General features: G+C 67.1%; 25 protein-coding genes. 15 read left to right on the forward strand and 10 right to left on the reverse strand.

Annotation, left to right across the window (positions count from 1 at the left end):
• Positions 1-158 precede the first annotated feature (158 nt).
• On the forward strand, positions 159-365 hold the full coding sequence (locus R5H32_RS14140) for a cold-shock protein (protein ID WP_318339326.1): 207 nt from the start codon (positions 159-161) through the stop codon (positions 363-365).
• Between the two features lie 47 nt (positions 366-412).
• Here the strand turns inward: R5H32_RS14140 and R5H32_RS14145 are convergent, their stop codons facing one another.
• Positions 413-739, reverse strand: a complete 327-nt coding sequence (locus R5H32_RS14145; protein ID WP_318339327.1) for an arsenate reductase family protein — start codon at positions 737-739, stop codon at positions 413-415.
• Positions 740-1,039: 300 nt separating this feature from the next.
• Between R5H32_RS14145 and R5H32_RS14150 the strand changes: the two genes are divergently transcribed.
• The gene (locus R5H32_RS14150) at positions 1,040-1,321 is read left to right on the forward strand and encodes a hypothetical protein (protein ID WP_318339328.1); all 282 of its coding nucleotides are present in this window, start codon (positions 1,040-1,042) and stop codon (positions 1,319-1,321) included.
• Entirely contained in the window at positions 1,318-1,509 is a 192-nt protein-coding gene (locus R5H32_RS14155; protein ID WP_318339329.1) for a hypothetical protein, read from the forward strand. The genes R5H32_RS14150 and R5H32_RS14155 overlap by 4 nt, the downstream gene beginning before the upstream one ends.
• Before the next feature lie 108 nt (positions 1,510-1,617).
• Here R5H32_RS14155 and thyX read toward each other — a convergent pair whose 3' ends face one another.
• A complete protein-coding gene (gene thyX, locus R5H32_RS14160; protein ID WP_318339330.1) occupies positions 1,618-2,523 on the reverse strand; it encodes an FAD-dependent thymidylate synthase in 906 nt (301 codons plus the stop codon).
• A 172-nt stretch (positions 2,524-2,695) separates the two neighbouring features.
• Between thyX and R5H32_RS14165 the strand changes: the two genes are divergently transcribed.
• From R5H32_RS14165 to R5H32_RS14180, 4 genes are read left to right on the forward strand one after another with little or no spacing between them, the layout of a single operon-like run.
• Positions 2,696-3,124 (forward strand): VOC family protein, encoded by a 429-nt coding sequence (locus tag R5H32_RS14165; RefSeq protein WP_318339331.1) that lies wholly within the window; start codon positions 2,696-2,698, stop codon positions 3,122-3,124.
• Positions 3,121-3,819 (forward strand): DUF1194 domain-containing protein, encoded by a 699-nt coding sequence (locus tag R5H32_RS14170; RefSeq protein WP_318339332.1) that lies wholly within the window; start codon positions 3,121-3,123, stop codon positions 3,817-3,819. Before R5H32_RS14165 ends, R5H32_RS14170 begins: the two co-directional genes overlap by 4 nt.
• Before the next feature lie 36 nt (positions 3,820-3,855).
• Positions 3,856-4,569 (forward strand): DUF1194 domain-containing protein, encoded by a 714-nt coding sequence (locus R5H32_RS14175; RefSeq protein ID WP_318339333.1) that lies wholly within the window; start codon positions 3,856-3,858, stop codon positions 4,567-4,569.
• A gap of 3 nt (positions 4,570-4,572) precedes the next feature.
• Positions 4,573-5,301: a DUF1194 domain-containing protein gene (locus tag R5H32_RS14180; RefSeq protein ID WP_318339334.1), complete on the forward strand. Its 729-nt coding sequence runs from the start codon at positions 4,573-4,575 to the stop codon at positions 5,299-5,301.
• A 356-nt stretch (positions 5,302-5,657) separates the two neighbouring features.
• Here the strand turns inward: R5H32_RS14180 and R5H32_RS14185 are convergent, their stop codons facing one another.
• From R5H32_RS14185 to R5H32_RS14195, 3 genes are all read right to left on the reverse strand, one after another.
• Positions 5,658-6,155 carry a MarR family winged helix-turn-helix transcriptional regulator gene (locus tag R5H32_RS14185; RefSeq protein ID WP_318339335.1) on the reverse strand — a complete coding sequence of 166 codons (498 nt, stop codon included), beginning with the start codon at positions 6,153-6,155 and terminating at the stop codon, positions 5,658-5,660.
• An 80-nt stretch (positions 6,156-6,235) separates the two neighbouring features.
• Positions 6,236-6,508 (reverse strand): succinate dehydrogenase assembly factor 2, encoded by a 273-nt coding sequence (locus R5H32_RS14190; RefSeq protein ID WP_318339336.1) that lies wholly within the window; start codon positions 6,506-6,508, stop codon positions 6,236-6,238.
• The gene (locus R5H32_RS14195) at positions 6,505-6,927 is read right to left on the reverse strand and encodes a helix-turn-helix transcriptional regulator (RefSeq protein WP_318339337.1); all 423 of its coding nucleotides are present in this window, start codon (positions 6,925-6,927) and stop codon (positions 6,505-6,507) included. Before R5H32_RS14195 ends, R5H32_RS14190 begins: the two co-directional genes overlap by 4 nt.
• A gap of 83 nt (positions 6,928-7,010) precedes the next feature.
• Here R5H32_RS14195 and R5H32_RS14200 point away from each other — a divergent pair, with 83 nt between their 5' ends.
• Both R5H32_RS14200 and R5H32_RS14205 read left to right on the forward strand, forming a co-directional pair.
• Positions 7,011-8,213 carry a pyridoxal phosphate-dependent aminotransferase gene (locus R5H32_RS14200; protein ID WP_318339338.1) on the forward strand — a complete coding sequence of 401 codons (1,203 nt, stop codon included), beginning with the start codon at positions 7,011-7,013 and terminating at the stop codon, positions 8,211-8,213.
• Positions 8,214-8,222: 9 nt separating this feature from the next.
• A complete protein-coding gene (locus tag R5H32_RS14205) occupies positions 8,223-8,651 on the forward strand; it encodes a hypothetical protein (RefSeq protein ID WP_318339339.1) in 429 nt (142 codons plus the stop codon).
• Positions 8,652-8,662: 11 nt separating this feature from the next.
• On the opposite strand, the gene R5H32_RS14210 is transcribed toward R5H32_RS14205, so the two are convergent.
• The 3 genes from R5H32_RS14210 to ppk2 all read right to left on the reverse strand — a co-directional run bounded on the left by R5H32_RS14210 (position 8,663) and on the right by ppk2 (position 11,847).
• Positions 8,663-10,030: an MATE family efflux transporter gene (locus R5H32_RS14210; protein ID WP_318339340.1), complete on the reverse strand. Its 1,368-nt coding sequence runs from the start codon at positions 10,028-10,030 to the stop codon at positions 8,663-8,665.
• 46 nt (positions 10,031-10,076) lie between these two features.
• Positions 10,077-10,604: a GNAT family N-acetyltransferase gene (locus R5H32_RS14215; RefSeq protein ID WP_318339341.1), complete on the reverse strand. Its 528-nt coding sequence runs from the start codon at positions 10,602-10,604 to the stop codon at positions 10,077-10,079.
• 142 nt (positions 10,605-10,746) lie between these two features.
• Positions 10,747-11,847: a polyphosphate kinase 2 gene (gene ppk2, locus R5H32_RS14220; RefSeq protein ID WP_318339342.1), complete on the reverse strand. Its 1,101-nt coding sequence runs from the start codon at positions 11,845-11,847 to the stop codon at positions 10,747-10,749.
• 182 nt (positions 11,848-12,029) lie between these two features.
• On the opposite strand from ppk2, the gene R5H32_RS14225 reads away from it, so the two are divergent.
• Together R5H32_RS14225 and R5H32_RS14230 are read left to right on the forward strand one after the other, a co-directional pair.
• Positions 12,030-12,689, forward strand: a complete 660-nt coding sequence (locus R5H32_RS14225; protein WP_318339343.1) for a glutathione S-transferase family protein — start codon at positions 12,030-12,032, stop codon at positions 12,687-12,689.
• Between the two features lie 141 nt (positions 12,690-12,830).
• Positions 12,831-13,727: an ankyrin repeat domain-containing protein gene (locus R5H32_RS14230; RefSeq protein ID WP_318339344.1), complete on the forward strand. Its 897-nt coding sequence runs from the start codon at positions 12,831-12,833 to the stop codon at positions 13,725-13,727.
• Positions 13,728-13,820: 93 nt separating this feature from the next.
• Here R5H32_RS14230 and nadE read toward each other — a convergent pair whose 3' ends face one another.
• Positions 13,821-14,600 (reverse strand): NAD(+) synthase, encoded by a 780-nt coding sequence (nadE, locus tag R5H32_RS14235; protein ID WP_318339345.1) that lies wholly within the window; start codon positions 14,598-14,600, stop codon positions 13,821-13,823.
• A gap of 934 nt (positions 14,601-15,534) precedes the next feature.
• On the opposite strand from nadE, the gene R5H32_RS14240 reads away from it, so the two are divergent.
• Both R5H32_RS14240 and R5H32_RS14245 read left to right on the forward strand, forming a co-directional pair.
• A complete protein-coding gene (locus R5H32_RS14240; RefSeq protein WP_318339359.1) occupies positions 15,535-15,759 on the forward strand; it encodes a DUF2188 domain-containing protein in 225 nt (74 codons plus the stop codon).
• Positions 15,760-15,761: 2 nt separating this feature from the next.
• On the forward strand, positions 15,762-16,391 hold the full coding sequence (locus tag R5H32_RS14245) for a hypothetical protein (protein WP_318339346.1): 630 nt from the start codon (positions 15,762-15,764) through the stop codon (positions 16,389-16,391).
• On the opposite strand, the gene parE is transcribed toward R5H32_RS14245, so the two are convergent.
• Positions 16,388-18,343, reverse strand: a complete 1,956-nt coding sequence (parE, locus tag R5H32_RS14250) for a DNA topoisomerase IV subunit B (RefSeq protein WP_318339347.1) — start codon at positions 18,341-18,343, stop codon at positions 16,388-16,390. The genes R5H32_RS14245 and parE overlap by 4 nt on opposite strands.
• Before the next feature lie 140 nt (positions 18,344-18,483).
• Between parE and R5H32_RS14255 the strand changes: the two genes are divergently transcribed.
• Positions 18,484-19,077: a class I SAM-dependent methyltransferase gene (locus tag R5H32_RS14255; RefSeq protein WP_318339348.1), complete on the forward strand. Its 594-nt coding sequence runs from the start codon at positions 18,484-18,486 to the stop codon at positions 19,075-19,077.
• A 1,288-nt stretch (positions 19,078-20,365) separates the two neighbouring features.
• Positions 20,366-20,663: hypothetical protein (locus R5H32_RS14260; protein ID WP_318339349.1), on the forward strand; the 298-nt coding region annotated here is incomplete at its 3' end.

A 20,663-nucleotide genomic window follows, 5' to 3' on the forward strand; every position in this document is an offset into this window, starting at 1 on the left:
AAATGCCTTGATTTTTGGTGGAAATACCTCATCATTTCCTCGGCGTGACCGCAGACTTTCCTACCGCTCCCTCGTCACGGGGCAGCCGGAAGATTTGAAAGACCTGGCTGCACGGCCTTGGGCAATGGCGCCCGGGAACAATGACTGAGGAGGAACGGATGGCCACTGGCACCGTTAAATGGTTCAATACTACCAAGGGGTTCGGGTTCATCGCCCCGGATGATGGCGGCAAGGACGTGTTCGTCCATATCTCCGCCGTTGAGCGCGCGGGCCTGAAGACCCTCGCGGACAATCAGAAAGTTGCCTACGAGATGCAGGCGGGCCGCGACGGTCGTGCTTCGGCGGCAGACCTGAAGCTGCTCTGAAAAGACGGCATCCGTGACACCTGCGGCCCGCGCCACGCGGGCCGTTTTCACGCAAGAAGCGCGGCCTGCGCGTCCTTGTCCCAGCCAAGGTACAGCGTCGCGCCGTCGTCGATGACCGGCCGCTTCATGACGGTCGGATGCGCCGCGATGAGCTCTGCCGCCTGAGCCGCGCGCGTTGCCTCGTCGAGCGCCCGCCAGGTCGTCGAGGCGCGGTTGACCAGGCGGTCTCCGAAGGCCGCGACGAACCGTTCCCGTTCCGCCGGACTCAGCGGCTCGGCGCGGATGTCATGGAACACGACTGCATGGCCGGCTGATTCGAGCGCCCGCCGCGCCTTGCGGCAGCTGTCGCAGCTGGCAATTCCATAAAGGATCATCTGTGCGGGCCTCCCGGATTCGCTCGGTCTCGGGTCTCGGTTAGTCCAGGCTGGCGCTCCGGGGCAAGCCATCAGCGAATATCCGCCTCATTCCGCTCCGTCATCTCGCCCGATCGGCGGATTTCCGAGCATCGTCGGCAAGAGTCCGGCATCCCATATCTGGAAAGATGTGTCTCTATTGCGCAACATTTGGTAAAGATTTAGCAGAAAAGGCACTGTGTGCGGAGTGCGAGTTCCTGAGGCTGAAAACCACGAGCATCGACGCGGCACCACCATAAAGGTGCTGTGCAAGGGGGGCAGATGACCGTAAGCAATCAACTGATCGACAGGCTGTCGACCGAGGCAGGCCGAAGGCTCAACGAAAGCGCTCGCGCCGGGCGGCGCCGGGCGCTCAACTCGATCTCGCGCTGCTGCGTGACCGTGACCACCGACGGCACCACGATGCGCGAGGAGTTCTTCGACGTCACACCAAGCATCGGCGAGATCAGCGCCCGTGTCGGGGGGGGCGCCTATATCGTGTCGATCTCGATGCGCCGGAAACCTCTGAGGGAGCGCATCCGCCTGATGCTGGCGGCAGAATGAGCGTGCGCCTCATCAGGGTCCGTGTCACGCATGACGGACGCGCGGTCGAGGATCTGATCTTCGACACGCCGCCGACGCTGGCAAAGCTGGCCGCCACTGCCGGACCGGCGGCCTTCGTCGTCTCGGTCCAATGGCCGGACGGTCCGCTGGAGGCTGAACCCGCCGCGGAGTCCGCGCTGGCGGAGTGAGCGGCAAGCGCCCGCGCCTTCTTCCCGGTCGCGATCGGTCATTCGAGACCGGCGCCGTCCGCGGATCGTTCCAATGCTGATGCCGCGGGGCGAAGGCGCGACCGCGCCTTACCCCCAGATCGCCTCGAATTCGCGCCATTCCCCTGCGGACATGCCGGAGTCGCCCTGCGTCACCGTCTCGCCCCGGAGCCGGCGTTTCAGAACCTCGACCCCCTTCGCCGAGAGATTGGCGCCCCCCATCCGGTAGTCGCGGAACGCGCCATAGGCCAGGGGCACCCAGTCCTTGACGATGCCGCACATCACTTCGGCATAAGCGCGGATCTCGTATTGCGCGTGCGCGTCCGCCCTGAGCCGGAGGAAGTGGAAGAGGTTGTGCAGGTCGGTCTTCCAGTACCACTGGGTATAGACGTTGGCCGGCAGGTTCATCCGCGCCAGCTCGCGCGCGAGGCCCTTCTGGCCGTCCTGGCTCAGCATCGCCTCGTAATGGTCGTAGCTGCGCATCGCGTCCTCGCGCAAAAGGTCAAGGACGCGCCGCGCCTCCTCGCCCTCCAGTAGCTCTCCGCGGCCCTGATTGTTCACCGTGGACTGCGCGGCAAGATGCTCCGGCGCGGGGATATAGAACTCGCGGTCGAGGATCGAGTAGCGCGCCGAATACTCGTTCACGTTGGCGGTGCGGTGGCGGATCCACTGGCGGGCGACGAAGACCGGCAGCTTGACGTGGAACTTGACCTCGCACATTTCGAACGGGGTAGAGTGCCAGTGCCGCATCAGATAGCGGATCAGCCCCTCGTCGTTCGTGACATGCTTGGTGCCCTTGCCGTAGCTCACCCGCGCGGCCTGGGTGATCGCGCTGTCGTCGCCCATGTAGTCGATGACCCGGACATGGCCGTGGTCGAGGACGTGATGAGCCATGTAGAGATGCTGCTCCATGCCCGGAGCGACGGCCCGCAGGGTCGGACGCTGGGTGGCGCGGGCCTCGTCGATCTCGGCCTGCTGTTCGGGGGTCAGGGTCATGGCGCTCTCCTCCGCATTCGAATCGTGACCACTATATCTATGGTCCAATCAGGACGTAACCACGATAGAGGCGCCAGCCGAAAAACACGCCACACCCCGCCCGCCGCGCGCGGCGCTTGGCCAGCAACGGGGGCGCTGCTAGGCTGTTGGAACAACAGTCCGGGAGGGGTCCATGGCATTGAAATATCTCCATACAATGGTGCGGGTGAAGGATTTGGAGGCATCGATGGCATTCTACCGACTGCTCGGGCTCGAAGAGACCCGACGCTGGGACAACGAGGGCGGGCGTTTCACGCTTGTGTTCATGGCGCCGCCCGGCCAGCCCGACTGCCCGGTGGAACTGACCTGGAACTGGGACGGCGACGAGGGGCTGCCCTCCGACAGCCGGCATTTCGGCCATCTCGCCTACGAGACCGACGACATCTACGCGCTCTGCGCCCATCTGCAGGCCAACGGGGTGACGATTAACCGGCCGCCACGCGACGGGCACATGGCCTTCGTGCGCTCTCCCGACAACGTCTCGATCGAGCTTTTACAGGCCGGAAAGGCCCTGCCGCCCGAGGAGCCCTGGGCGAGCATGGGCAACAGCGGACATTGGTGAGGGCGGCGGTCCTTTTCGCGCTGGCCGCGCTGGCCGCGCTGGCCGCCGCGCCCGCCGAGGCGGGCTGCCGGCTCGCGCTCGTGCTCGCGCTCGATGTCTCGGCATCGGTCGACATGATCGAGGACGGGCTGCAGCGCCAGGGCCTGGCGCGGGTACTGCGCTTACCCGAGATCGAGGCGGCCTTTCTCGCCTTTCCCGGACGGCCGGTGGCGCTCGCCGCCTTCGAATGGAGCGGGCGCTACCAGCAGGACATGTTGCTGGATTGGCGGCTGATCGAGACGCCCGGCGATCTCGCGGCGGCAGCAACGGCCATCGGCACCAGCGAGCGCGGCCGCAACGACATGCCGACCGCGCTCGGCTACGCGCTCGGCTTCGCCTCCGGCCTGTTCCGCGAGGGTCCGGAGTGCGACAGCCGGAAGATCGACGTCTCCGGCGACGGCCGCAACAACGAGGGCTTCCCCCCGGACAACGCCTACGACGCCTTTCCGTTCGAGCAGATCACCGTGAACGGGCTCGCCATCGGCGGCAGCGACCGCGAGATGGCGAACTACTATCGGCGCGACCTGATCCGGGGGCCGGGCGCTTTCGTGATCGAAGCGAATGACTTCGCCGACTTCGAACGTGCGATGCGGCTCAAGCTCCTGCGCGAACTCGAGGGCCCGGTGATCGGCATGGCCGGGTCCGGAGCGCCATGAACGCGCGTCATGGATGGCCGTGAAAGGAGGACCGCGATGAAGGCACAGGCAACGATCGCCGCGGCGCTCGCGCTGGCCGGATCGTCCGTCCCGGCAGACGCGGGCTGCCGGCTCGGCCTCGCGCTCGGCCTCGACATTTCCGCCTCGATCGACGCCGGCGAATACCGGCTTCAGCGCGAGGGACTGGCGCGGGCGCTGCTCTCGCCCTCGGTCGAGCGCCTGTTCTTCGCCTCCGGCGACTACTGGGTGGCGATCGCCGTCTACGAATGGAGCGCGAGGCGCCCCGAGCGGGTTCTCGTCGACTGGACGCCGGCCCGGACCCGCGCGGATCTCGTGCGGGCCGCCGACAGGATCGTCACCGCCCCCTACGGCGACACGATTTATCCCACGGCACTCGGCCAGGCGCTCGGCTTCGGCTCGATCCTCCTGCGCCGCGCGCCGGACTGCGCGCGCCAGACGCTCGACATCTCGGGCGACGGCAGGAACAACCACAGCTACCCGCCCCGAACCGCCTATCGCGAGTTTCCGTTCGACGGCGTCACCGTCAACGGCCTCGCCATCCTCGGCGCCGAACCCGACATCGTGGCGTATTACCGCGACGAGGTGCTGCATGGCCCCGGTGCCTTCGTCGAGGCCGCGGACGACTTTCACGACTTCGAGCCGGCGATGCGGCGCAAGCTCGAACGCGAGCTTGGCGCGCCAGAGATCGCCATGACGCTCGGCCACCCGCGACCGGACGCCGGAGGCTGACCGGTGATCCGCGCGCTCGCCCTCGCCCTTCTCTGCAGCCCGCCGCCCGCGGCCGAGGCGGGATGTCGCCAGGCGCTGGCGATCGGCCTCGACGTCTCGGGCTCGGTCGACGCGCGGGAATTCCTGCTCCAGGTCCGCGGCCTCGCCGCCGCGCTCCGTGCCGCGCCGGTGCGGGCACTTCTGCTCGAGGCCCCCGAAACCCCGGTCGCGCTTGCGGTCTACGACTGGTCGGGCAGCGCCGACCAGCGGTTGATCCTGCCCTGGACCGAGATCCGCGATGCCGCCACGCTGGAGTCCGTCGCGGCGACGATCGCGGCGACGAACCGCGTCCCGCGCTCCCCCGCCACCGGCGTCGGCGCGGCGCTGGCCTATGGCGACCGCCTGCTCGCCCAGCGCCCGGACTGCTGGCGGGCGGTGCTCGACCTGACCGGCGACGGGCTCAACAATTCCGGGATGCAGCCGCGCGACCTGCGCCTGCCGGAGCGGATGCCGCCGGCGACCGTCAACGCGCTGGTGATCGGGGTCCATTCCGACGAGGGCGGCGAGCCCGGCATTGCCGAGCTCACCTCCTGGTTCGCCACGGAGGTGATCCGCGGCCCGGATGCCTTCGTCGAGACCGCGCTCGGCTTCGACGACTTCCAGGCCGCGATGGAGCGCAAGCTCGTGAAGGAACTCTCGGGCCTCAGGATCGGCGCCGCCGACGCCGCCCGGCGCTCCGCCCGAAGCCGATGACGGCCGGCAGCACCGCGTTATAGCCGAGACCGGCAGCGATTCGACGGACGGCAGGCAGCGGTTCGACGGACGGCGGACGGCGTGGCACTCTGGTCAAGGCCGGCGGCGCCTCGACCGACGACAGACGGCGCGGCGCTCTGGTCGAAGCCCGCGGCGCTTCGGCTGACGGCGCACGGCGCGGCTTTCAGGTTGAAAGCGGCGACGGGGCGGCAACCCGGAACCGGCTCACCGTCAGGCACATGGCGCGCGGCAGGCCCGCGCCCAGCGCTCGCCACACCCCGCCGACGGGGCAGCCCGGCCGTCGACCTGCCACAACGGCTCCCGTCAACCAGACGCAAGCGCCGGCCAAGCCCCTGTCAGTAGATGTAGCGGATCTGATCGATCCAGAACCGCTCCACCCGCCGCAGCAGCGCATTCACCTCCTCGGCGCTCCTGATGCCCATCACGCTGCGCGCCTCCAGCAGCTCCGCATGGCGCGCGAAGAGGCCGGCCACCGCGTCGCGCACGGCCTGCCCCTTGTCCGTGAGGCGCACCCGCACCGAGCGGCGGTCGATCTCGCAGCGTTCGTGGTGCATGTAGCCGGCCTCGACCAGCTTCTTCAGGTTGTAGCTGACATTCGAGCCCTGGTAATAGCCGCGGCTCTTCAGCTCGCCCGCCGTCACCTCGTGCTCACCGATGTTGAACAGCAAGAGCGCCTGCACCGCGTTGACCTCCAGGATGCCGAGGCGCTCGAACTCGTCCTTGATCACGTCGAGCAGCAGCCGGTGCAGCCGTTCGATGAGACCGAGGGTCTCCAGGTAATCCGCGGTCGGCCCCTGACGGGGCCGATCTTCAACCGTCGCGTGAAGCGTCATCTTGATCTCCGCCGTTGTCTGCGCTTGGCGGCAGATTGAGCGGAAACGGCAAAATTTCAGTTAAGGCTTCACGGCCCGCCTCACCCCCGCACCCGCGGACCGCGGGCGAAGGCAGCGATCTCGGCGATCAGCCCCGCGAACCGCTCCGGCGCCGGGGCGGCGCCGGTGATCCAGGGGTAGATGTCCTGGTCGTTCTCGGCCAAGAGCGCGTCGTAGAGCGCCAGTCGCCCGTCGGGCATCGCCGCGAGATGGGCATCGGCATAGGGGCCGAGGACCAGGTCCATCTCCTTGGTGCCACGCCGCCAGGAGCGCATCGCCATGCGCTTCAGGCGGGCTTCGGGCGTCTCGCTCACGCGGCCTTTCCGGCCGCGCCCTGGCGCAGCTTCTTCTCAAGCCGACCAAGCCGCCCGGTCATGGCGCTCATCGCGGCACGAAGCTCGCGGATCTCCGCCAGCACGCCCTTGACCTGGGCGGCCTCGGTCTCCGCCTCTCCCGGCGCCTCGACGCCGTCGCCTTCGCCGGTTAGGAGCCACATCAGCGACACGCCGAGCATGCCGGCGAGCATCTGCAGCCGGTTGGCGCGCGGCTCCTTGGCATCGGCCTCCCAGTGTTCGATGACACGGGTCTTCACGCCCAGCCGCTGGGCGAGGTCGGCCTGGCTGAGGCCGGAGGCCTCGCGCGCGGCGGCAAGACGGTCGCCGAAGGTGGCGGCGTCGTTGCTGAACCATTTCCCGTTGGCGTCTGCGGATTTCTCGAGCGTGTCGGTGGTCATCGCCTGTCCTTCTAAAGTCGCTTGTGGTGAACGGAGCCGCAATCTATGACATGCAGCCGGCAATTACAAACCGGAGTCCCCCCATGCCGTTCATTTCCGACACCCTGGCCCGCGTCAAACCGTCGCCCACCATCGCGGTGACGAACAAGGCGCGCGATCTGAAGGCCGAGGGACGCGACGTGATCGGCCTCGGTGCGGGGGAGCCCGATTTCGACACGCCCGAGAACATCAAGGCCGCCGCCAAGCGGGCGATCGACGAGGGCAAGACCAAGTACACCGCGGTCGACGGCATCCCCGAACTGAAGGCGGCGATCTGCGCCAAGTTCAAGCGCGAGAACGGGTTGGACTACACGCCGGCGCAGGTGACGGTCGGCACCGGCGGCAAGCAGGTGCTCTACAACGCGCTCGTGGCCACTCTCAATCCCGGCGACGAGGTGATCATCCCCGCGCCCTACTGGGTCTCCTATCCCGACATGGTTCTCCTCGCCGGCGGCACGCCGGTGACGGTGACCGCCGGGATCGAGAGCAATTTCAAGCTCACGCCCGAGAAACTCGAAGCGGCGATCACGCCCAGGACCAAGTGGTTCATCTTCAACTCGCCGTCGAACCCGACCGGCGCGGGCTATTCGCAGAGCGAACTCAAGGCCCTGACCGACGTTCTGATGCGCCATCCCCATGTCTGGGTGATGTCGGACGACATGTACGAACACCTCGTCTTCGACGACTTCCGCTTCGTCACCCCGGCCGAGGTCGAGCCGGGCCTCTACGCCCGCACGCTCACCTGCAACGGCGTCTCGAAGGCCTATGCGATGACCGGCTGGCGGATCGGCTACGCGGCCGGACCGGTGGAACTCATCAAGGCGATGTGCACGATCCAGTCGCAATCGACCTCGAACCCCTGCTCGGTCGCGCAATATGCCGCGGTCGAGGCGCTGAACGGGCCGCAGGACTTCCTCGCCGAGAACAAGACCACCTTCCAGCGCCGCCGCGATCTCGTCGTGTCGATGCTGAACCAGGCCAAGGGCGTCACCTGCCCGCGCCCCGAGGGCGCCTTCTACGTCTATCCCGACATCTCGGGCTGCATCGGCAAGACCTCGGCCGGAGGGGCCGCGATCACCGACGACGAGGCCTTCGCCACGGCACTGCTGGAGGAAACCGGCGTCGCCGTGGTCTTCGGCGCGGCCTTCGGTCTTTCGCCCAACTTCCGCGTCAGCTACGCTACCTCCGACGCGGCGCTCGAAGAGGCCTGCCGCCGGATTCAGGCGTTCTGCGCCGGCTTGCGCTGAGGAACCGATATGCCGGGCGTTCTGCCGGACCTCTACTTCCGCATCAAGGACAACGGCGCGGCGGTGTTCCGGGTCGACAAGGAAAACCGCCAGCGGCGGATCGAGATGGAGCAGATCGCCGTCGTCAACGTCAAGAACGGCGAGATCAAGCCGCAGGGCGATCGCAAGCTCTCCGAGACCGACATGGCGGCGATCCGCGACTGGCTTGCGTCGCGCCAGGAGCTTCTCGCCCGGCGCGACATCGACGACATCCACCGCGCGATCGACCATCTCAACCTCACCGCGCAATGGGCGCAGTCGAAGGCGAGCGCCGACCAGCTCGACGCGGTGACGGACGCGCTCCTGCTCGCGATGCACGACCTGCGCTCGGTCCTCGTGCGCAAGAAGTCGGACCGGCTGGCGCAGGCCGAGGCGCGGCCGGCGCGAAACGACGGCTGAGGGCGTCTCCGTCAGGCGGCCGCCGTCGGGCGGCCGCCCCAGCGGCGCCAGAACCGCGCCATCAGGAGCGCCGCCGCGACCGCGAGCCCGACGACAAGCCCGAGCCAGAGCCCGACCCCGCCGAGCCCCAGCGGGAAGGCCAGAACGTAGCTCGCCGGAATGCCGATCAGCCAATAGCTGACCGAGGCTATCAGCATCGGCACCCGCGTGTCCTGCACCCCGCGCAGAAGGCCGAGCGCCATGACCTGCGCGGCGTCCGCCAGCTGGAAGAGCGCGGCAACCGCCAGAAGCGCCGTGGCATAGGCGACGATCGCCCCGGCCTGCGGCTCAGAGGGATCAAGGAAAGCCCGGATCAGCGGCTCCGGCAGCGCCAGGAACAGCACGACCACCAGCGACGCAAAGACCAGCGACATCGCGATCGCGGCCAGCGCGCCGTCCCTCAGCCCCGGCCCGTCGTCCCGACCAAGCGCCCGCCCGGCACGCACCGTCGCCGCGTTCGAGAGGCCGAGATGGACCATGAAGGTGACCGCCGCGATCTCCTGCGCGATCCCGTGGGCGGCCAGTTCCATCGTGCCGATCCAGCCCATCATAAGCGAGGCCGCGACGAAGAGCCCGCCCTCGAAGAGCCCGGTCAGCCCGATCGGCCAGCCGAGCCGGTAGACCTGAACGAAGGCCGGCCAGTCGGGCCGCCAGAACCTTTGCAAAAGCTGGAACCGGCGCGTTGCCGGATGGGCCGCCGCATAGACGCCCATCACCACCAGCGTGAGCGTCTGTGTTCCCACCGAGGCTATGGCCGCGCCGCGGATGCCGAGTTCGGGCGCGCCCCAGTTGCCGAAGATAAACATCCAGTTGAGGCCCGCGTTGAGCACCACGCCCGCAACCGTCGCCCAGAGCACGATTCCGGCCCGTTCGAGCGCCGACAGGAAGCTTCTCAGAGCGGCGACGAGCAGCGCCGGGATCATGCCGAGGCCGGCGATCCGGAGGTAATCCTGCGCCAGCGCCGCCACGGTGTCGTTCTGGCCCAGCGCCCTGAGGATCGGCCCCGACCACCACATGACCGGCAGGACCGCGATGCCGAAGAGCGCCGAGAGCCACAGCCCCATCCGTGTGTCGCGGCGCACCTGGGTCTCGTCGCCGCGCCCGAGCGCCGCCGCCACCATCGGCATCACCGCTTGCGCGAAACCCGCGCCGAGGATGAACAGGATGAAGAAGGACGACGCGCCGAGGACGACGGCGGCAAGCTCGGTCACGCCGTACCAGCCCATCATCACCGTGTCGGTGACGTGAAGCGCCATCTGCGCGAGGTTCGAGCCGACGAGCGGCAGCCCCAACGCGATAAGCGCCCGCCCATGCGCGCCGAATGTTCCCCGCCCAGTCATCCGCGAGCCTTACGCCCGCGGCCGGGCGAGGTCCAGCCCCGCCCCGTCAGATCCGCGCGGGCGCGCCCGGCAGGCACAACTCATCGGGAACCGGGGGGCGGCCGACAAGCGCCTGAACAGCACTCGGATCGTGGTCCGGAATCCGCCGGAAACCGGCGCGTTCGGAAATCCTGCGGATCGCCTCGTTGGTCTTGAGATAAACGATCCAGATTTCCCAGACCCCGCGCAGCCGGCTTTCCCTCAGTGCCTTCTCAAAGAGCGCCGCCCCGATGCCGGCCCGGCGGTTCTCCTCCTCGACCGAGAGCGCGATCTCGGCAACCGGCCGACGGCCCGCGCGGATATGGACCTCGGCGATGCCGCAAAGCTGGTGGCCGCGGGCGGCGTCGACGATGACCGTGGGGCCGGTAGTCGCGGCATACCGCGCCACGGCCGCGTCCGACGACCATGCGAGAAACCTGTGGAGCCGGGATTCCTGGTCGAGTCGCAGGAGATGAACGGCAAGCCGCTCGCGCCAGTCCGGATCACCTGGCGGTTTGACGGTCAGGACAAGGCCGGATGACGCGGGTCCGGGCATCGGTCACATCCGTTTCTGCGCATGCAATGCTGCAACGCAGAATAAAGATGGGACATCTGGCCGGAAATGGGAATACCCACTTTCCGCAAGCCCGGTCAAAGCGGCCATGCGGCCCTGGCATGCCCCGGCCGGGGACGGTGCCTCAGGCGTCCGGCGGCGCGCCCAACGACTGGTCAGCCGTGTTCGCGGTCCGGCGCAGGTCCGGATGCAGCGCGGCGCCGAGAATGTGCTCGGAACCGCGCACGACATGGCTTGCGCGGCCGACGATGAGCGGGTCGGGCACTTGGGCCACTTCGGGATCCTTGTCGGGATAATCGAGCGAGGCGAGGAAATGGCGCATGCAGTTCAGCCGCGCCCGTTTCTTGTCGTTCGACTTCACGATCGTCCAGGGCGCGTCGGCGGTGTCGGTGTAGAAGAACATCGCCTCCTTCGCCTCGGTATAGTCGTCCCATTTGCCCAAGGACGCCATGTCGATCGGCGACAGCTTCCAGCGCTTCAGGGGATCGGTCTCGCGGCTCTTGAAGCGGTTGCGCTGTTCGGTCCGGGTGACCGAGAACCAGTACTTGTAGAGCCGGATCCCCGAGCGCACGAGCATCCGCTCAAGTTCCGGCGCCTGCCGCATGAATTCGAGATATTCGGTCGGGGAGCAGAACCCCATCACCCGCTCGACCCCGGCGCGGTTGTACCAGGAGCGGTCGTAGAAGACCATTTCGCCGGCGGTCGGCAGATGCTCGACGTAACGCTGGAAGAACCACTGGCCCTTCTCGTTGTCCGAGGGCTTGTTGAGGGCCACGACCCGTGCGAAGCGGGGATTGAGATGCTCCATGAAGCGCTTGATCGTACCGCCCTTGCCGGCCGCGTCGCGGCCCTCGAACAGGATCACGAATTTCTGCCCGGTTTCCTGCGCCCATTTCTGCACCTTGAGCAGTTCGGCCTGAAGCCGCGCCTTCTCGGCCTCGTAGGTCTTGCGGGCCATCCTGCGGGAATAGGGGTAGCGGCCACTCTCGAAGGCCTGGCGGATCGCATCGGCATCCACGACAGGGAAGATCCTCGGCCCGCGCCGGGTTACGGGACCCTCCGCGCCGTTCGGCTTCACGTCGGGGAGCGCGGCACCGGCATCCTCCGTAGCGTCGGGTTTCGGGCCGGGCAGCACCGCCTCCAGGGCCGCCTCGGTGACTTCCGGCGTCACCTCATCCACGGTCTCCACCGCCAACTCCGTCGCGTCCGAAGACCGATCTGCCATAGCTCTATCCTCCTCCATGTCCGGTGGCCGGATTCTGCCCGAAAAACGGTGCGCCGACCTTGATTCGCATCAAATTCGGCCTGCATCAGTCGCCGTTCGGGCTTTGGCGCCGCTGTGGAAGGGACTACCGCGCGCGCGCGCTTCGCGTTAGCGATAGGGGGATACCGATCGCGGAGGGAACCATGCTGACAATCTACGGCGTCTATCGCAGCCGCGCCTCGCGCAACTTCTGGCTTCTGGAGGAGCTCGACATGGAGTTCGAGCACGTCCCGGTGATCCAGGGCTACCGGCTGCCCGACCCCGAGGCGGAGGACGCGCCCTTCAACACGCTCTCGCCGGGTTTCCTCTCGATCAGCCCGGCTGGCGCGGTTCCGGTCCTGAAGGACGGCGATTTCGTCCTCTCGGAATCGCTCGCGATGAACCTCTACATCGCCCGCAAGGCCGGCGGGCCGCTCGCGCCCGCGGACGCGCGCGAAAACGCGCTCATGGAGCAATGGGCGCTCTACGGCGCGACCGCGATCGAGGCCCATGCGCTCGCGATCATGTACGCCCATGCCGAGGGCCGCGCGAAGACGCCCGAGGGCGAGGCAGAGATCGCGGCCGAGACGGCGCGACTGCGCCGCCCGCTTGGTGTGCTCGACTCGCATTTGCGGGAACACGGGAACATGGTCGGCGGCCGCTTCTCCGTCGCCGACATCAACATGGCCGAGATCCTGCGCTACGCCCAGTCCGAGCCGGACCTGATCCCCGCCTATCCCGCCATCGCGGCCTGGCTTGCCCGGTGCCATGCCCGCCCCGCCTTCAAGGAGATGTGGGAGCGGCGGCTGGCGGAACCGGCCTGAGGCCAGCGCCCCCGGCCAGGGGCTTCCAAGGGCGGCTTCGGGCCCCGACAGGCACGGTCATGCGACGGTTGGACCCTGTTTTGGTTCGAGACGGCCGTCGTGCTACCCTATGCCATTCACTACTGAAAGGAGGACGCAAGGATGCAAATGCGCCTCTTCTCGCACCTTCGCCTGATCTGCCTTGCCATCCTCTTGCCCACCGTGGCCGCGGCGCAGGATCTGGTGTCGCTGGCCACCTCCGGCGACATGCCGGCCCTGAGGGCGGCCCTGCCTGAAGGCTCCGCCCCCGACCCGGACACGCTGGTCAAACCGCTCTACTTCGCGGCCCAGCGCGGACAGGAGGAGGCCGTGAACCACCTGTTGTCCGTGGGGGCTCGGCCCGGCTCCGCCACGGATTTCGGCACGGCGCTCGGGATTGCCGCCCGCAACAACCACGCCGGGATCGTCGCGGCCCTGCTGGCTGCCGGGGCCGATCCGAACCTGCCGGGCGGCGAGGACGGGACAATGCCGCTCCACCATGCGGCCGAGCGCGGAGCGATCGAATCCGCCCGCGTGCTGCTCGACCACGGCGCGGACGTGAACGCGGGCACGGTGCGCTTTGGCTGGCCCGCGATCCATTTTGCCGCGCTGAAGGAACGAACCGAGATGGTCGCGTTCCTGCAGGAAAGGGGCGCGGGCCCGGCGCCTGTGGAGGCCCTGAAGCCCGGCGAACTCGACGCGGCCGACCCCGAGGAAGGACGCGTGCTGGCGTTCGAATGTGGCGGGTGTCACGGCATGACGCCCGGTGAGGTCGGCGCGAGCCAGCATCTCAGCCCCAACCTCGCCGGCGTCGTCGGCCGGGCCAAGGCGTCGCTCGAAGGCTATCCGTATTCCGCGGCGATGCGGGTGCAGACGGGCCGTTGGACCCCCGAGGAGCTCAATGTCTTCCTCGCCGATCCTCTCAACGTCGTTCCCGGAACCGCCATGACCCGCGGTGGCCAGCCCGATCGCGCCGCGCGCGTCGCCATCATCGCACACCTCACCCAGCTTGCGCCCTAGCGCGGGGCGAACCGCGAGGCACGGCCGCGGCACGGATCGCGAAGCTGAAACGTTTCGGACACCGGCAACGCCAGCGAGCGCCGGGCCCGCCGCCTAGCGCAGCGCCTCCGGAATCTCGCAGACCGGGATCGGCACCATCTTGTGCCGGTTGGCGGCGTTCAGCCGCCGGTAGATCGCCAGCACCTCGGCCTGCCGCCCCGTCAGCGCGCCCGCGTCGCCCTCGAAGGCCATCGCCCATTCGAGTTCGGGATAGCTCGCGCCGATCTGGTCCTCGTCGGTGCGGCTGTCGCCCCAGAGCCCGTCCGTCGGCGGCGCCTTGAGGATCGCCTCGCCCACGCCGAGCGCGCGGCCGATCTCGTAGACCTCGCTCTTGGTGAGATCGGCGATCGGGCTCAGATCGACGCCGCCATCGCCGTACTTGGTGAAGAAGCCGATGCCGAAATCCTCGACCTTGTTGCCGGTGCCGACGACGAGCCGACCGTGGAGCCCCGCGAGGTAGTAAAGCGTGGTCATCCTGAGCCGCGCCCTCGTGTTCACCAGCGCCATCTCGCGCGACGCCCTCACGGGCTCGCCCGGCAAGGCGTCGACGAGGCTGTCGAAGACCGGCGTCAGTTCGACCTCCTGTCCGGCGACGTCCGCATGGCGCGCCTTCAGCGCCGCGATATGCTCGCGCGCCCGGCTGACCTGCTCGGGTCCCTGATGAATCGGCATCTCGACCACCAGCGTCGGCAAGCCGGTCCGCGCCGCGAGCGCCGAGGAGACAGCGGAATCGATCCCGCCCGAGACCCCCACGACGAAGCCGCTCGTCCCCGCCTTCGCGCAGTAGTCCGAAAGCCAGCCAGTGATGTGATCGATGACCGCGTCCGTCTTCATGATAGCCGCTCCCGCTCGTGGCCTCCCCCGTCGTCCGAGCCTAGCAGGCCGGCGCGGCAAGGCCATCCCCTTCCGCCGCTCAGACGGGCCTGAACAACGACATCGACCAGCGCCAAGCCCCCCGAATGGCCCCTGCCCTTCGCGACCTCGGCGTCGAGATCTTGCGCGGCAACACCTCCTGACCGCAAACGCACCACGAAGGAGGTCTTGCGTGCAAATGCCTTGCACCCGGCGGCCTGCTCGCCGCCTGACATGCGCGACCCGCCGCGCGGGTGAGGTGGGAACGGCGGCTTGCAGACCCGGCACGGCTTCCAATCGCACCGGCAGCGGCGCGCGGTCCGGCGGCGGCAGGCGACCCGTTCTGCCCGTTCACTGCCTGATGCCGCATCGGACGGTCAGGGAGCGCGCGGGTCAGCGCGCCTGCCGGGACCTGCGCCGCCGCCACCTGTCGAGCGCCGGAGGACCGGAAGGGAAAGGTCCGGTGGACCTTTCCCCGGTCCGATTGGCCGGAGCCGCGAGGCGGAGGCCAAGGGGGGATCGGCTTGGGCTGCCGGTCGGAAATCGGGGCGCGGCTGCCTGGGTAGGCGCGGTAACGCGCCTGCCGGGGGCAGGCAGGCGCGGCCCGATTTGTCGCGGGACAAATCGGGCAAGAGGGGGCGGCGAAGCGATAACCTGAAGGCGTTGTTTGTAGTTGGCGGCGCGTACGCTGTGTGANGCCTGCCGGGGGCAGGCAGGCGCGGCCCGATTTGTCGCGGGACAAATCGGGCAAGAGGGGGCGGCGAAGCGATAACCTGAAGGCGTTGTTTGTAGTTGGCGGCGCGTACGCTGTGTGACAGAACACGCGCTACTTCGCAGGACCACTAACCCTATGCTTGCTCTTGGATTCTGTGCCGAGCTAGCCTAAGTTATTCGAGGGAAGAGAAGGGTGCATGAGATGGCGTCCAAAGGGCAACACGTCGTACCTAATGGTGGAAAATGGAGTGTGCGGCGCGCAGGCGCAGAGCGCGCGTCCGGCACATACTCGACGCAACGCGAAGCGATCGAAAAAGCTCGCGAGATAGCAAAAAATCAAGGGACAGAGCTTTACATACATGGTCGCGATGGACGTATTCGCGAGCGCAGCACCTTTGGCAAGGATCCCCATCCTCCGAAAGGTTAGGCTTGCCTGATCCAACATTCGAAGAAAGTGTCTTCGTCAACTGTCCGTTTGACGGGGAGTATGAGCCGATTTTGCAGGCGATGATGTTCTGTATCGTCTATCTTGGCTTCTCGCCAAGATTGGCGACGGAGCGGAACGACGCCGGCGAAAATCGGCTGGAGAAAATCCGCGGTCTGATCGAAGCCTCAAAATACTCAATCCACGATCTGAGCCGTTGCCAGGCAAGACGAAAGGGCGAGCACTTTCGTCTCAATATGCCGTTTGAATTGGGCATCGACTATGGCTGCCGTCAGTACTACGGGAATGGCCGCGAAGAGAAGAAGTTCTTGATATTGGAGGAGAAGCGGTATCGTTTCCAGGCTGCGATTTCAGACATTTCCGGAAGTGATATTGAGGCGCACGGCGGCGATTACCAAAAGGCCGTTGCCAAGGTACGAAATTGGTTAGTTTCCGAGGCGGCTGCGACTCCGGTCGGTGCGACAAAAATACTTCAGTCCTACACAGACTTTCAGGAATGGTACTTCGAGAAGAAACTTGCAGAGGGCGCTAGCGAAGACGAAATCAAGGAGTATCCTACAAGTGAACTCCTTGCGGCCATGAAGGATTGGATTGTGGCCGGAAAGCCGATTTAAACATCCAACTCCTCCACGAACCGCGCGTTCTCGCTGATGTACTGGAACCGCAGTTCCGGCTTCTTGCCCATCAGCCGCTCGACGAGGTCGCCGGTCTCGCCCGGCACCTCGTCGTGGATCGAGACCCGGATCAGTTTCCGGGTCGCGGGGTTCATGGTGGTGTCCTTCAGGTCCTTGGCGTCCATCTCGCCGAGGCCCTTGAAGCGCTGGACGTCGATCTTGCCCTTGCCGCCGAGGCCCTTGGCGAGCATCCGTTCCTTCTCGGCATCGTCGGCGACGTAGATGCGCCGCGCGCCTTGCGTCAGCCGGTAGAGCGGCGGGCAGGCGAGGTAGAGGTGGCCCTTGTCGATCATCGGCCGCATCTGGGTGAAGAAGAAGGTCATCAGGAGCGAGGCGATATGGGCGCCGTCGACATCGGCGTCGGTCATGATGATGACCTTGTCGTAGCGCAGGTCGTCGACGTTGAACTTCGTCCCGAGACCGCAGCCGAGGGCCTGGGTGAGGTCGGAGATCTCCTGGTTGGTGCCGAGCTTCGAGGAGGCGGCGCCGAGGACGTTGAGGATCTTGCCGCGCAGGGGCAGAAGCGCTTGCGTCTTGCGGTCGCGCGCCATCTTGGCGGAGCCGCCGGCCGAGTCGCCCTCGACAATGAAGAGCTCGGTGCCCTCGCGGTTGGTGGCGGAGCAGTCGACGAGCTTGCCGGGCAGGCGCAGCTTCTTGGTGGCGGACTTGCGCGCGGTCTCCTTCTCCTGCCGGCGGCGGAGGCGCTCCTCGGCGCGCAGGACGAGGAAGTCGAGGATGGCGCCGGCCGACTTGGTGTCGGCGGCGAGCCAGTTGTCGAAATGGTCGCGGACGGCGCCCTCGGTCATCTTGGCGGCGGCCTCGGTCGAGAGCCGGTCCTTCGTTTGCCCGACGAAGGCGGGGTCGCGGATGAAGCAGCTGACCAGCGCGCAGCCCCCGGTGAGGAGGTCGTCGCGGGTGATCTGCGCGGCCTTCTTGTTGTTTACGAGCTCGCCATAGGCGCGGATGCCCTTGAGGATCGCGGCCCAGAAACCTGCCTCGTGGGTGCCGCCCTCGGGCGTCGGCACGGTGTTGCAGTAGGACTGGATGAAGCCGTCGCGGGACGGGGTCCAGTTGATCGCCCATTCGACCGAGCCCGGCTCGCCGTACTTCTCCTGGAAGCCGACCTTGCCGGCGAAGGGGCGGTCGGCATAGGTCGTCGAGCCGTTCATCTGCTCGTGGAGATAGTCGGCGAGGCCGCCGGGGAAGTGGAAGGTGGCCTCGGCCGGGGTCTCGCCGTCGTCGATGGCGGTCTTCCAGCGGATCTCGACGCCGGAGAAGAGATAGGCCTTGGAGCGTACCATCTTGAAGAGCCGCGCGGGCTTGAAGCGGTGGTGGCCGAAGATCTCCTCGTCGGCATGGAAGGTGACGGTGGTGCCGCGGCGGTTCGGGGCGGCGCCGATCTTTTGCACCGGGCCGAGCGGGATGCCGCGCGAGAAGCGCTGTTCGAAGAGCTCCTTGTTTCGCGCGACCTCGACGACCATGGAATCGGAAAGCGCGTTCACGACCGAGGCGCCGACGCCGTGGAGGCCGCCGGAGGTCTGGTAGGCCTTGCCGGAGAACTTGCCGCCGGCGTGGAGGGTGCAGAGGATGACCTCCAGAGCGCTCTTGCCGGGGAACTTCGGATGCGGGTCGATCGGGATGCCGCGGCCGTTGTCGCGGATGGTGATTGCGTAGTCGGCGTGGAGCTCGACCTCAATCCGGTTGGCGTGGCCGGCCACCGCCTCGTCCATCGAGTTGTCGAGCACCTCGGCGACGAGGTGGTGCAGCGCGCGTTCGTCGGTGCCGCCGATATACATGCCGGGGCGCTTGCGTACCGGTTCGAGCCCTTCGAGGACTTCGATGGAATCGGCGTTGTAGTCGTCCGCCCGTGCGGCGAGGAGGTCGTCGGCCATGAGGACTGCTCTGTCGGTCTTGATTGGGGGGCGATTAGACCATGCGGGCGGCGGCGGGGCAAGCGGGGTCGGGCTTGCGAAACGGGCGCCGGGGCGCGAAATATGGGGGGTGGCGGCGGAAGAGCCACCAAGGAGGGCCCATGTGGAACGAACGATATCAGGGAGATGACTACCTTTTCGGCACCGCGCCGGCGGATTTCCTGCTCCGCGCCGCGCCCTTCCTGAAGGCGGGGGAGCGGGTGCTCTCGATCGCCGATGGCGAGGGGCGGAACTCGGTCTGGCTGGCGGAACAGGGGATGCGCGTCACGGCGTTCGAGCCGGCGCCCAACGCGCTCGCCAAGGCGGAGCGACTTGCGGCCGCACGGGGCGTCACGGTCGCGTTCCACCGCGCCGGGATCGAGGATTGGGACTGGTCGGCGGCCTATGACGTGGTCGCGGGCATCTTCATCCAGTTCGTCGGGCCGGATGAACGGGCCGCACTCTTCGAGCGGATCAGGGGCGCGGTGCGGCCGGGTGGGCTGCTGCTCCTCCACGGGTACGCGCCACGCCAGGTGGGCTACGGCACCGGCGGGCCGCCGGATGCCGCGAACATGTACACGCTCGACCTTCTCCGCGACGCCTTCGCGGGCTGGGAGGTGCTGAGGGCCGAGGATTTCGAGGCCGAGGTCGATGAGGGCAAGGGCCATTCGGGGCGCTCGGCGCTGATCGACTTCATCGCGCGCAGGCCGGGCTGAGGGGGACGAGGCGGAACGCCCGGTATGCGGACGAAGCGGACGCCCGAGCTAAATAGCACTCCAACTTCTTGACCAGCTCGCGCAGAGCCAGCGTGCCCTCATGAGAACCTCAGACGACCGCGACCAGTTTCTGGCAGAAAAAGACCGGTTGGAGGCGGAAAGAGACCGGTTGCTGGCGGAAAGAGACCATGCGCGGAGATATCCGTGGAAATACATCGCCGAAGCGATCCGTATGAGGCGGAAGCCCAGGTAACCGCGCAACCGTCGACCGTGTTCAGTCCCGGCATCTGGTGGATCGCCTCGACGATGAAGATGCTGTCCCATGAAGTTCTCTAATCGCGGTGGTCAAGGGCTGATTCTCCTGCGCTCCGTGATGCGCTGACCTGATGCCTTGAGGCCGCGGAACATCACCTCGAACCGGCTGCGGGCATGGTCTCCGGTGCACCGTTTGCGGCACACCCCGCCATGTCGGCGCGCGGAGTCCAGGGGTCGATTCGGGCCCGTGCGGCCGACAAAACCGTTTTTCCAAGGCCGCCTCTCATGCGGTGCGGGCCAGGTATTCTGCTTGTCCAGCCAGATCGGCAGCGAGCCGCGCTTTCCCGGCGCATGGCCCGCCAAGGGCTCGAACCATGGCGCCACGACTGTGCGATGGCTGGACAACGTCGTCGTGCGGCAGCGAGAGGCGTGGGCTTCGTCATGCCGGCCGCCTAACCGCATGGATCGCGGTGGGAATCCTGCACCGCCAAAGTTCTGAAAACCACGCCTAGACTAGGGGCCGAGATCAAGTCAAGGCAGATACGAAGCGCGACCTGTCGCGTAAGGGTTGTCGAAACGATGACCCCAATACTGGCATAAATGTGACTATAAATGGGCATAAAGCGCCGCATTACCGCCCACCTTTTGACATCATCCGCAGGCGGGAGCACCCTTGGTACAGTCAGGATCGGCGACTGGACGAACTGGTCGCCAAGTCCGGTCAGAATGTTGTTCGTGAGGTGAGCAATGAAGAACTTAATGTTTGTGACGAATGTGTTAGCGGCTTTGACCGCACAAATGATTGTGACCACACCCGCCTCGGCTCAGAGTGTTCTTACCGCCCCAGAGCAGGTGGCTTTTTCGCAATATTGCGAGCGGACCCAGTTCACTCGGAGCGAACTGAACCGCCTTCAGAGGCATCCTCAATTTCCGGCCCTTCTGGAGTACGCCCTCCAGAACTGCCCAGCGGTCGCGGCGGTTCTGGCGTCTGGACCGACGGCGTCGGTCTTCTCGTCCGACGAAGGTGACCGCCGTGACGACCGTGTGCGCTCTTCTAGTGGAACGGGCGGCACAGGTGGAAGCACTGGTGGCACGGGCAGCACCGGCAGCACGGGCGGCGGCACAGGTGGCACAGGTGGCTCCGGTGGCACGGGTGGCGGCACCGGTGGCTCCGGCGGCACAGGTGGCACGGGCGGCTCCGGTGGCACAGGTGGCTCAGGCGGCACAGGTAGCTCCGGTGGCACGGGCGGCGATGGCGGCACCGGTGGCACGGGTGGCGGCACAGGTGGCTCCGGTGGCACGGGTGGCGGCACCGGTGGCTCCGGCGGCAC

It is taken from the genome of Defluviimonas sp. D31, assembly GCF_033436765.1.
Taxonomy (GTDB): Bacteria; Pseudomonadota; Alphaproteobacteria; order Rhodobacterales; family Rhodobacteraceae; genus Albidovulum.

Excerpts from the sequence above, each read along its gene's own strand:
- R5H32_RS14140 (WP_318339326.1), top strand. The coding sequence starts at position 159 with ATGGCCACTGGCACCGTTAAATGGTTCAATACTACCAAGGGGTTCGGG.
- R5H32_RS14145 (WP_318339327.1), bottom strand. The coding sequence starts at position 739 with ATGATCCTTTATGGAATTGCCAGCTGCGACAGCTGCCGCAAGGCGCGG.
- R5H32_RS14150 (WP_318339328.1), top strand. The coding sequence starts at position 1,040 with ATGACCGTAAGCAATCAACTGATCGACAGGCTGTCGACCGAGGCAGGC.
- R5H32_RS14155 (WP_318339329.1), top strand. The coding sequence starts at position 1,318 with ATGAGCGTGCGCCTCATCAGGGTCCGTGTCACGCATGACGGACGCGCG.
- thyX (WP_318339330.1), bottom strand. The coding sequence starts at position 2,523 with ATGACCCTGACCCCCGAACAGCAGGCCGAGATCGACGAGGCCCGCGCC.
- R5H32_RS14165 (WP_318339331.1), top strand. The coding sequence starts at position 2,696 with ATGGCATTGAAATATCTCCATACAATGGTGCGGGTGAAGGATTTGGAG.
- R5H32_RS14175 (WP_318339333.1), top strand. The coding sequence starts at position 3,856 with ATGAAGGCACAGGCAACGATCGCCGCGGCGCTCGCGCTGGCCGGATCG.
- R5H32_RS14185 (WP_318339335.1), bottom strand. The coding sequence starts at position 6,155 with ATGACGCTTCACGCGACGGTTGAAGATCGGCCCCGTCAGGGGCCGACC.
- R5H32_RS14195 (WP_318339337.1), bottom strand. The coding sequence starts at position 6,927 with ATGACCACCGACACGCTCGAGAAATCCGCAGACGCCAACGGGAAATGG.
- R5H32_RS14200 (WP_318339338.1), top strand. The coding sequence starts at position 7,011 with ATGCCGTTCATTTCCGACACCCTGGCCCGCGTCAAACCGTCGCCCACC.
- R5H32_RS14205 (WP_318339339.1), top strand. The coding sequence starts at position 8,223 with ATGCCGGGCGTTCTGCCGGACCTCTACTTCCGCATCAAGGACAACGGC.
- R5H32_RS14210 (WP_318339340.1), bottom strand. The coding sequence starts at position 10,030 with ATGACTGGGCGGGGAACATTCGGCGCGCATGGGCGGGCGCTTATCGCG.
- R5H32_RS14215 (WP_318339341.1), bottom strand. The coding sequence starts at position 10,604 with ATGCCCGGACCCGCGTCATCCGGCCTTGTCCTGACCGTCAAACCGCCA.
- ppk2 (WP_318339342.1), bottom strand. The coding sequence starts at position 11,847 with ATGGCAGATCGGTCTTCGGACGCGACGGAGTTGGCGGTGGAGACCGTG.
- R5H32_RS14225 (WP_318339343.1), top strand. The coding sequence starts at position 12,030 with ATGCTGACAATCTACGGCGTCTATCGCAGCCGCGCCTCGCGCAACTTC.
- R5H32_RS14230 (WP_318339344.1), top strand. The coding sequence starts at position 12,831 with ATGCAAATGCGCCTCTTCTCGCACCTTCGCCTGATCTGCCTTGCCATC.
- nadE (WP_318339345.1), bottom strand. The coding sequence starts at position 14,600 with ATGAAGACGGACGCGGTCATCGATCACATCACTGGCTGGCTTTCGGAC.
- R5H32_RS14240 (WP_318339359.1), top strand. The coding sequence starts at position 15,535 with ATGGCGTCCAAAGGGCAACACGTCGTACCTAATGGTGGAAAATGGAGT.
- parE (WP_318339347.1), bottom strand. The coding sequence starts at position 18,343 with ATGGCCGACGACCTCCTCGCCGCACGGGCGGACGACTACAACGCCGAT.
- R5H32_RS14255 (WP_318339348.1), top strand. The coding sequence starts at position 18,484 with ATGTGGAACGAACGATATCAGGGAGATGACTACCTTTTCGGCACCGCG.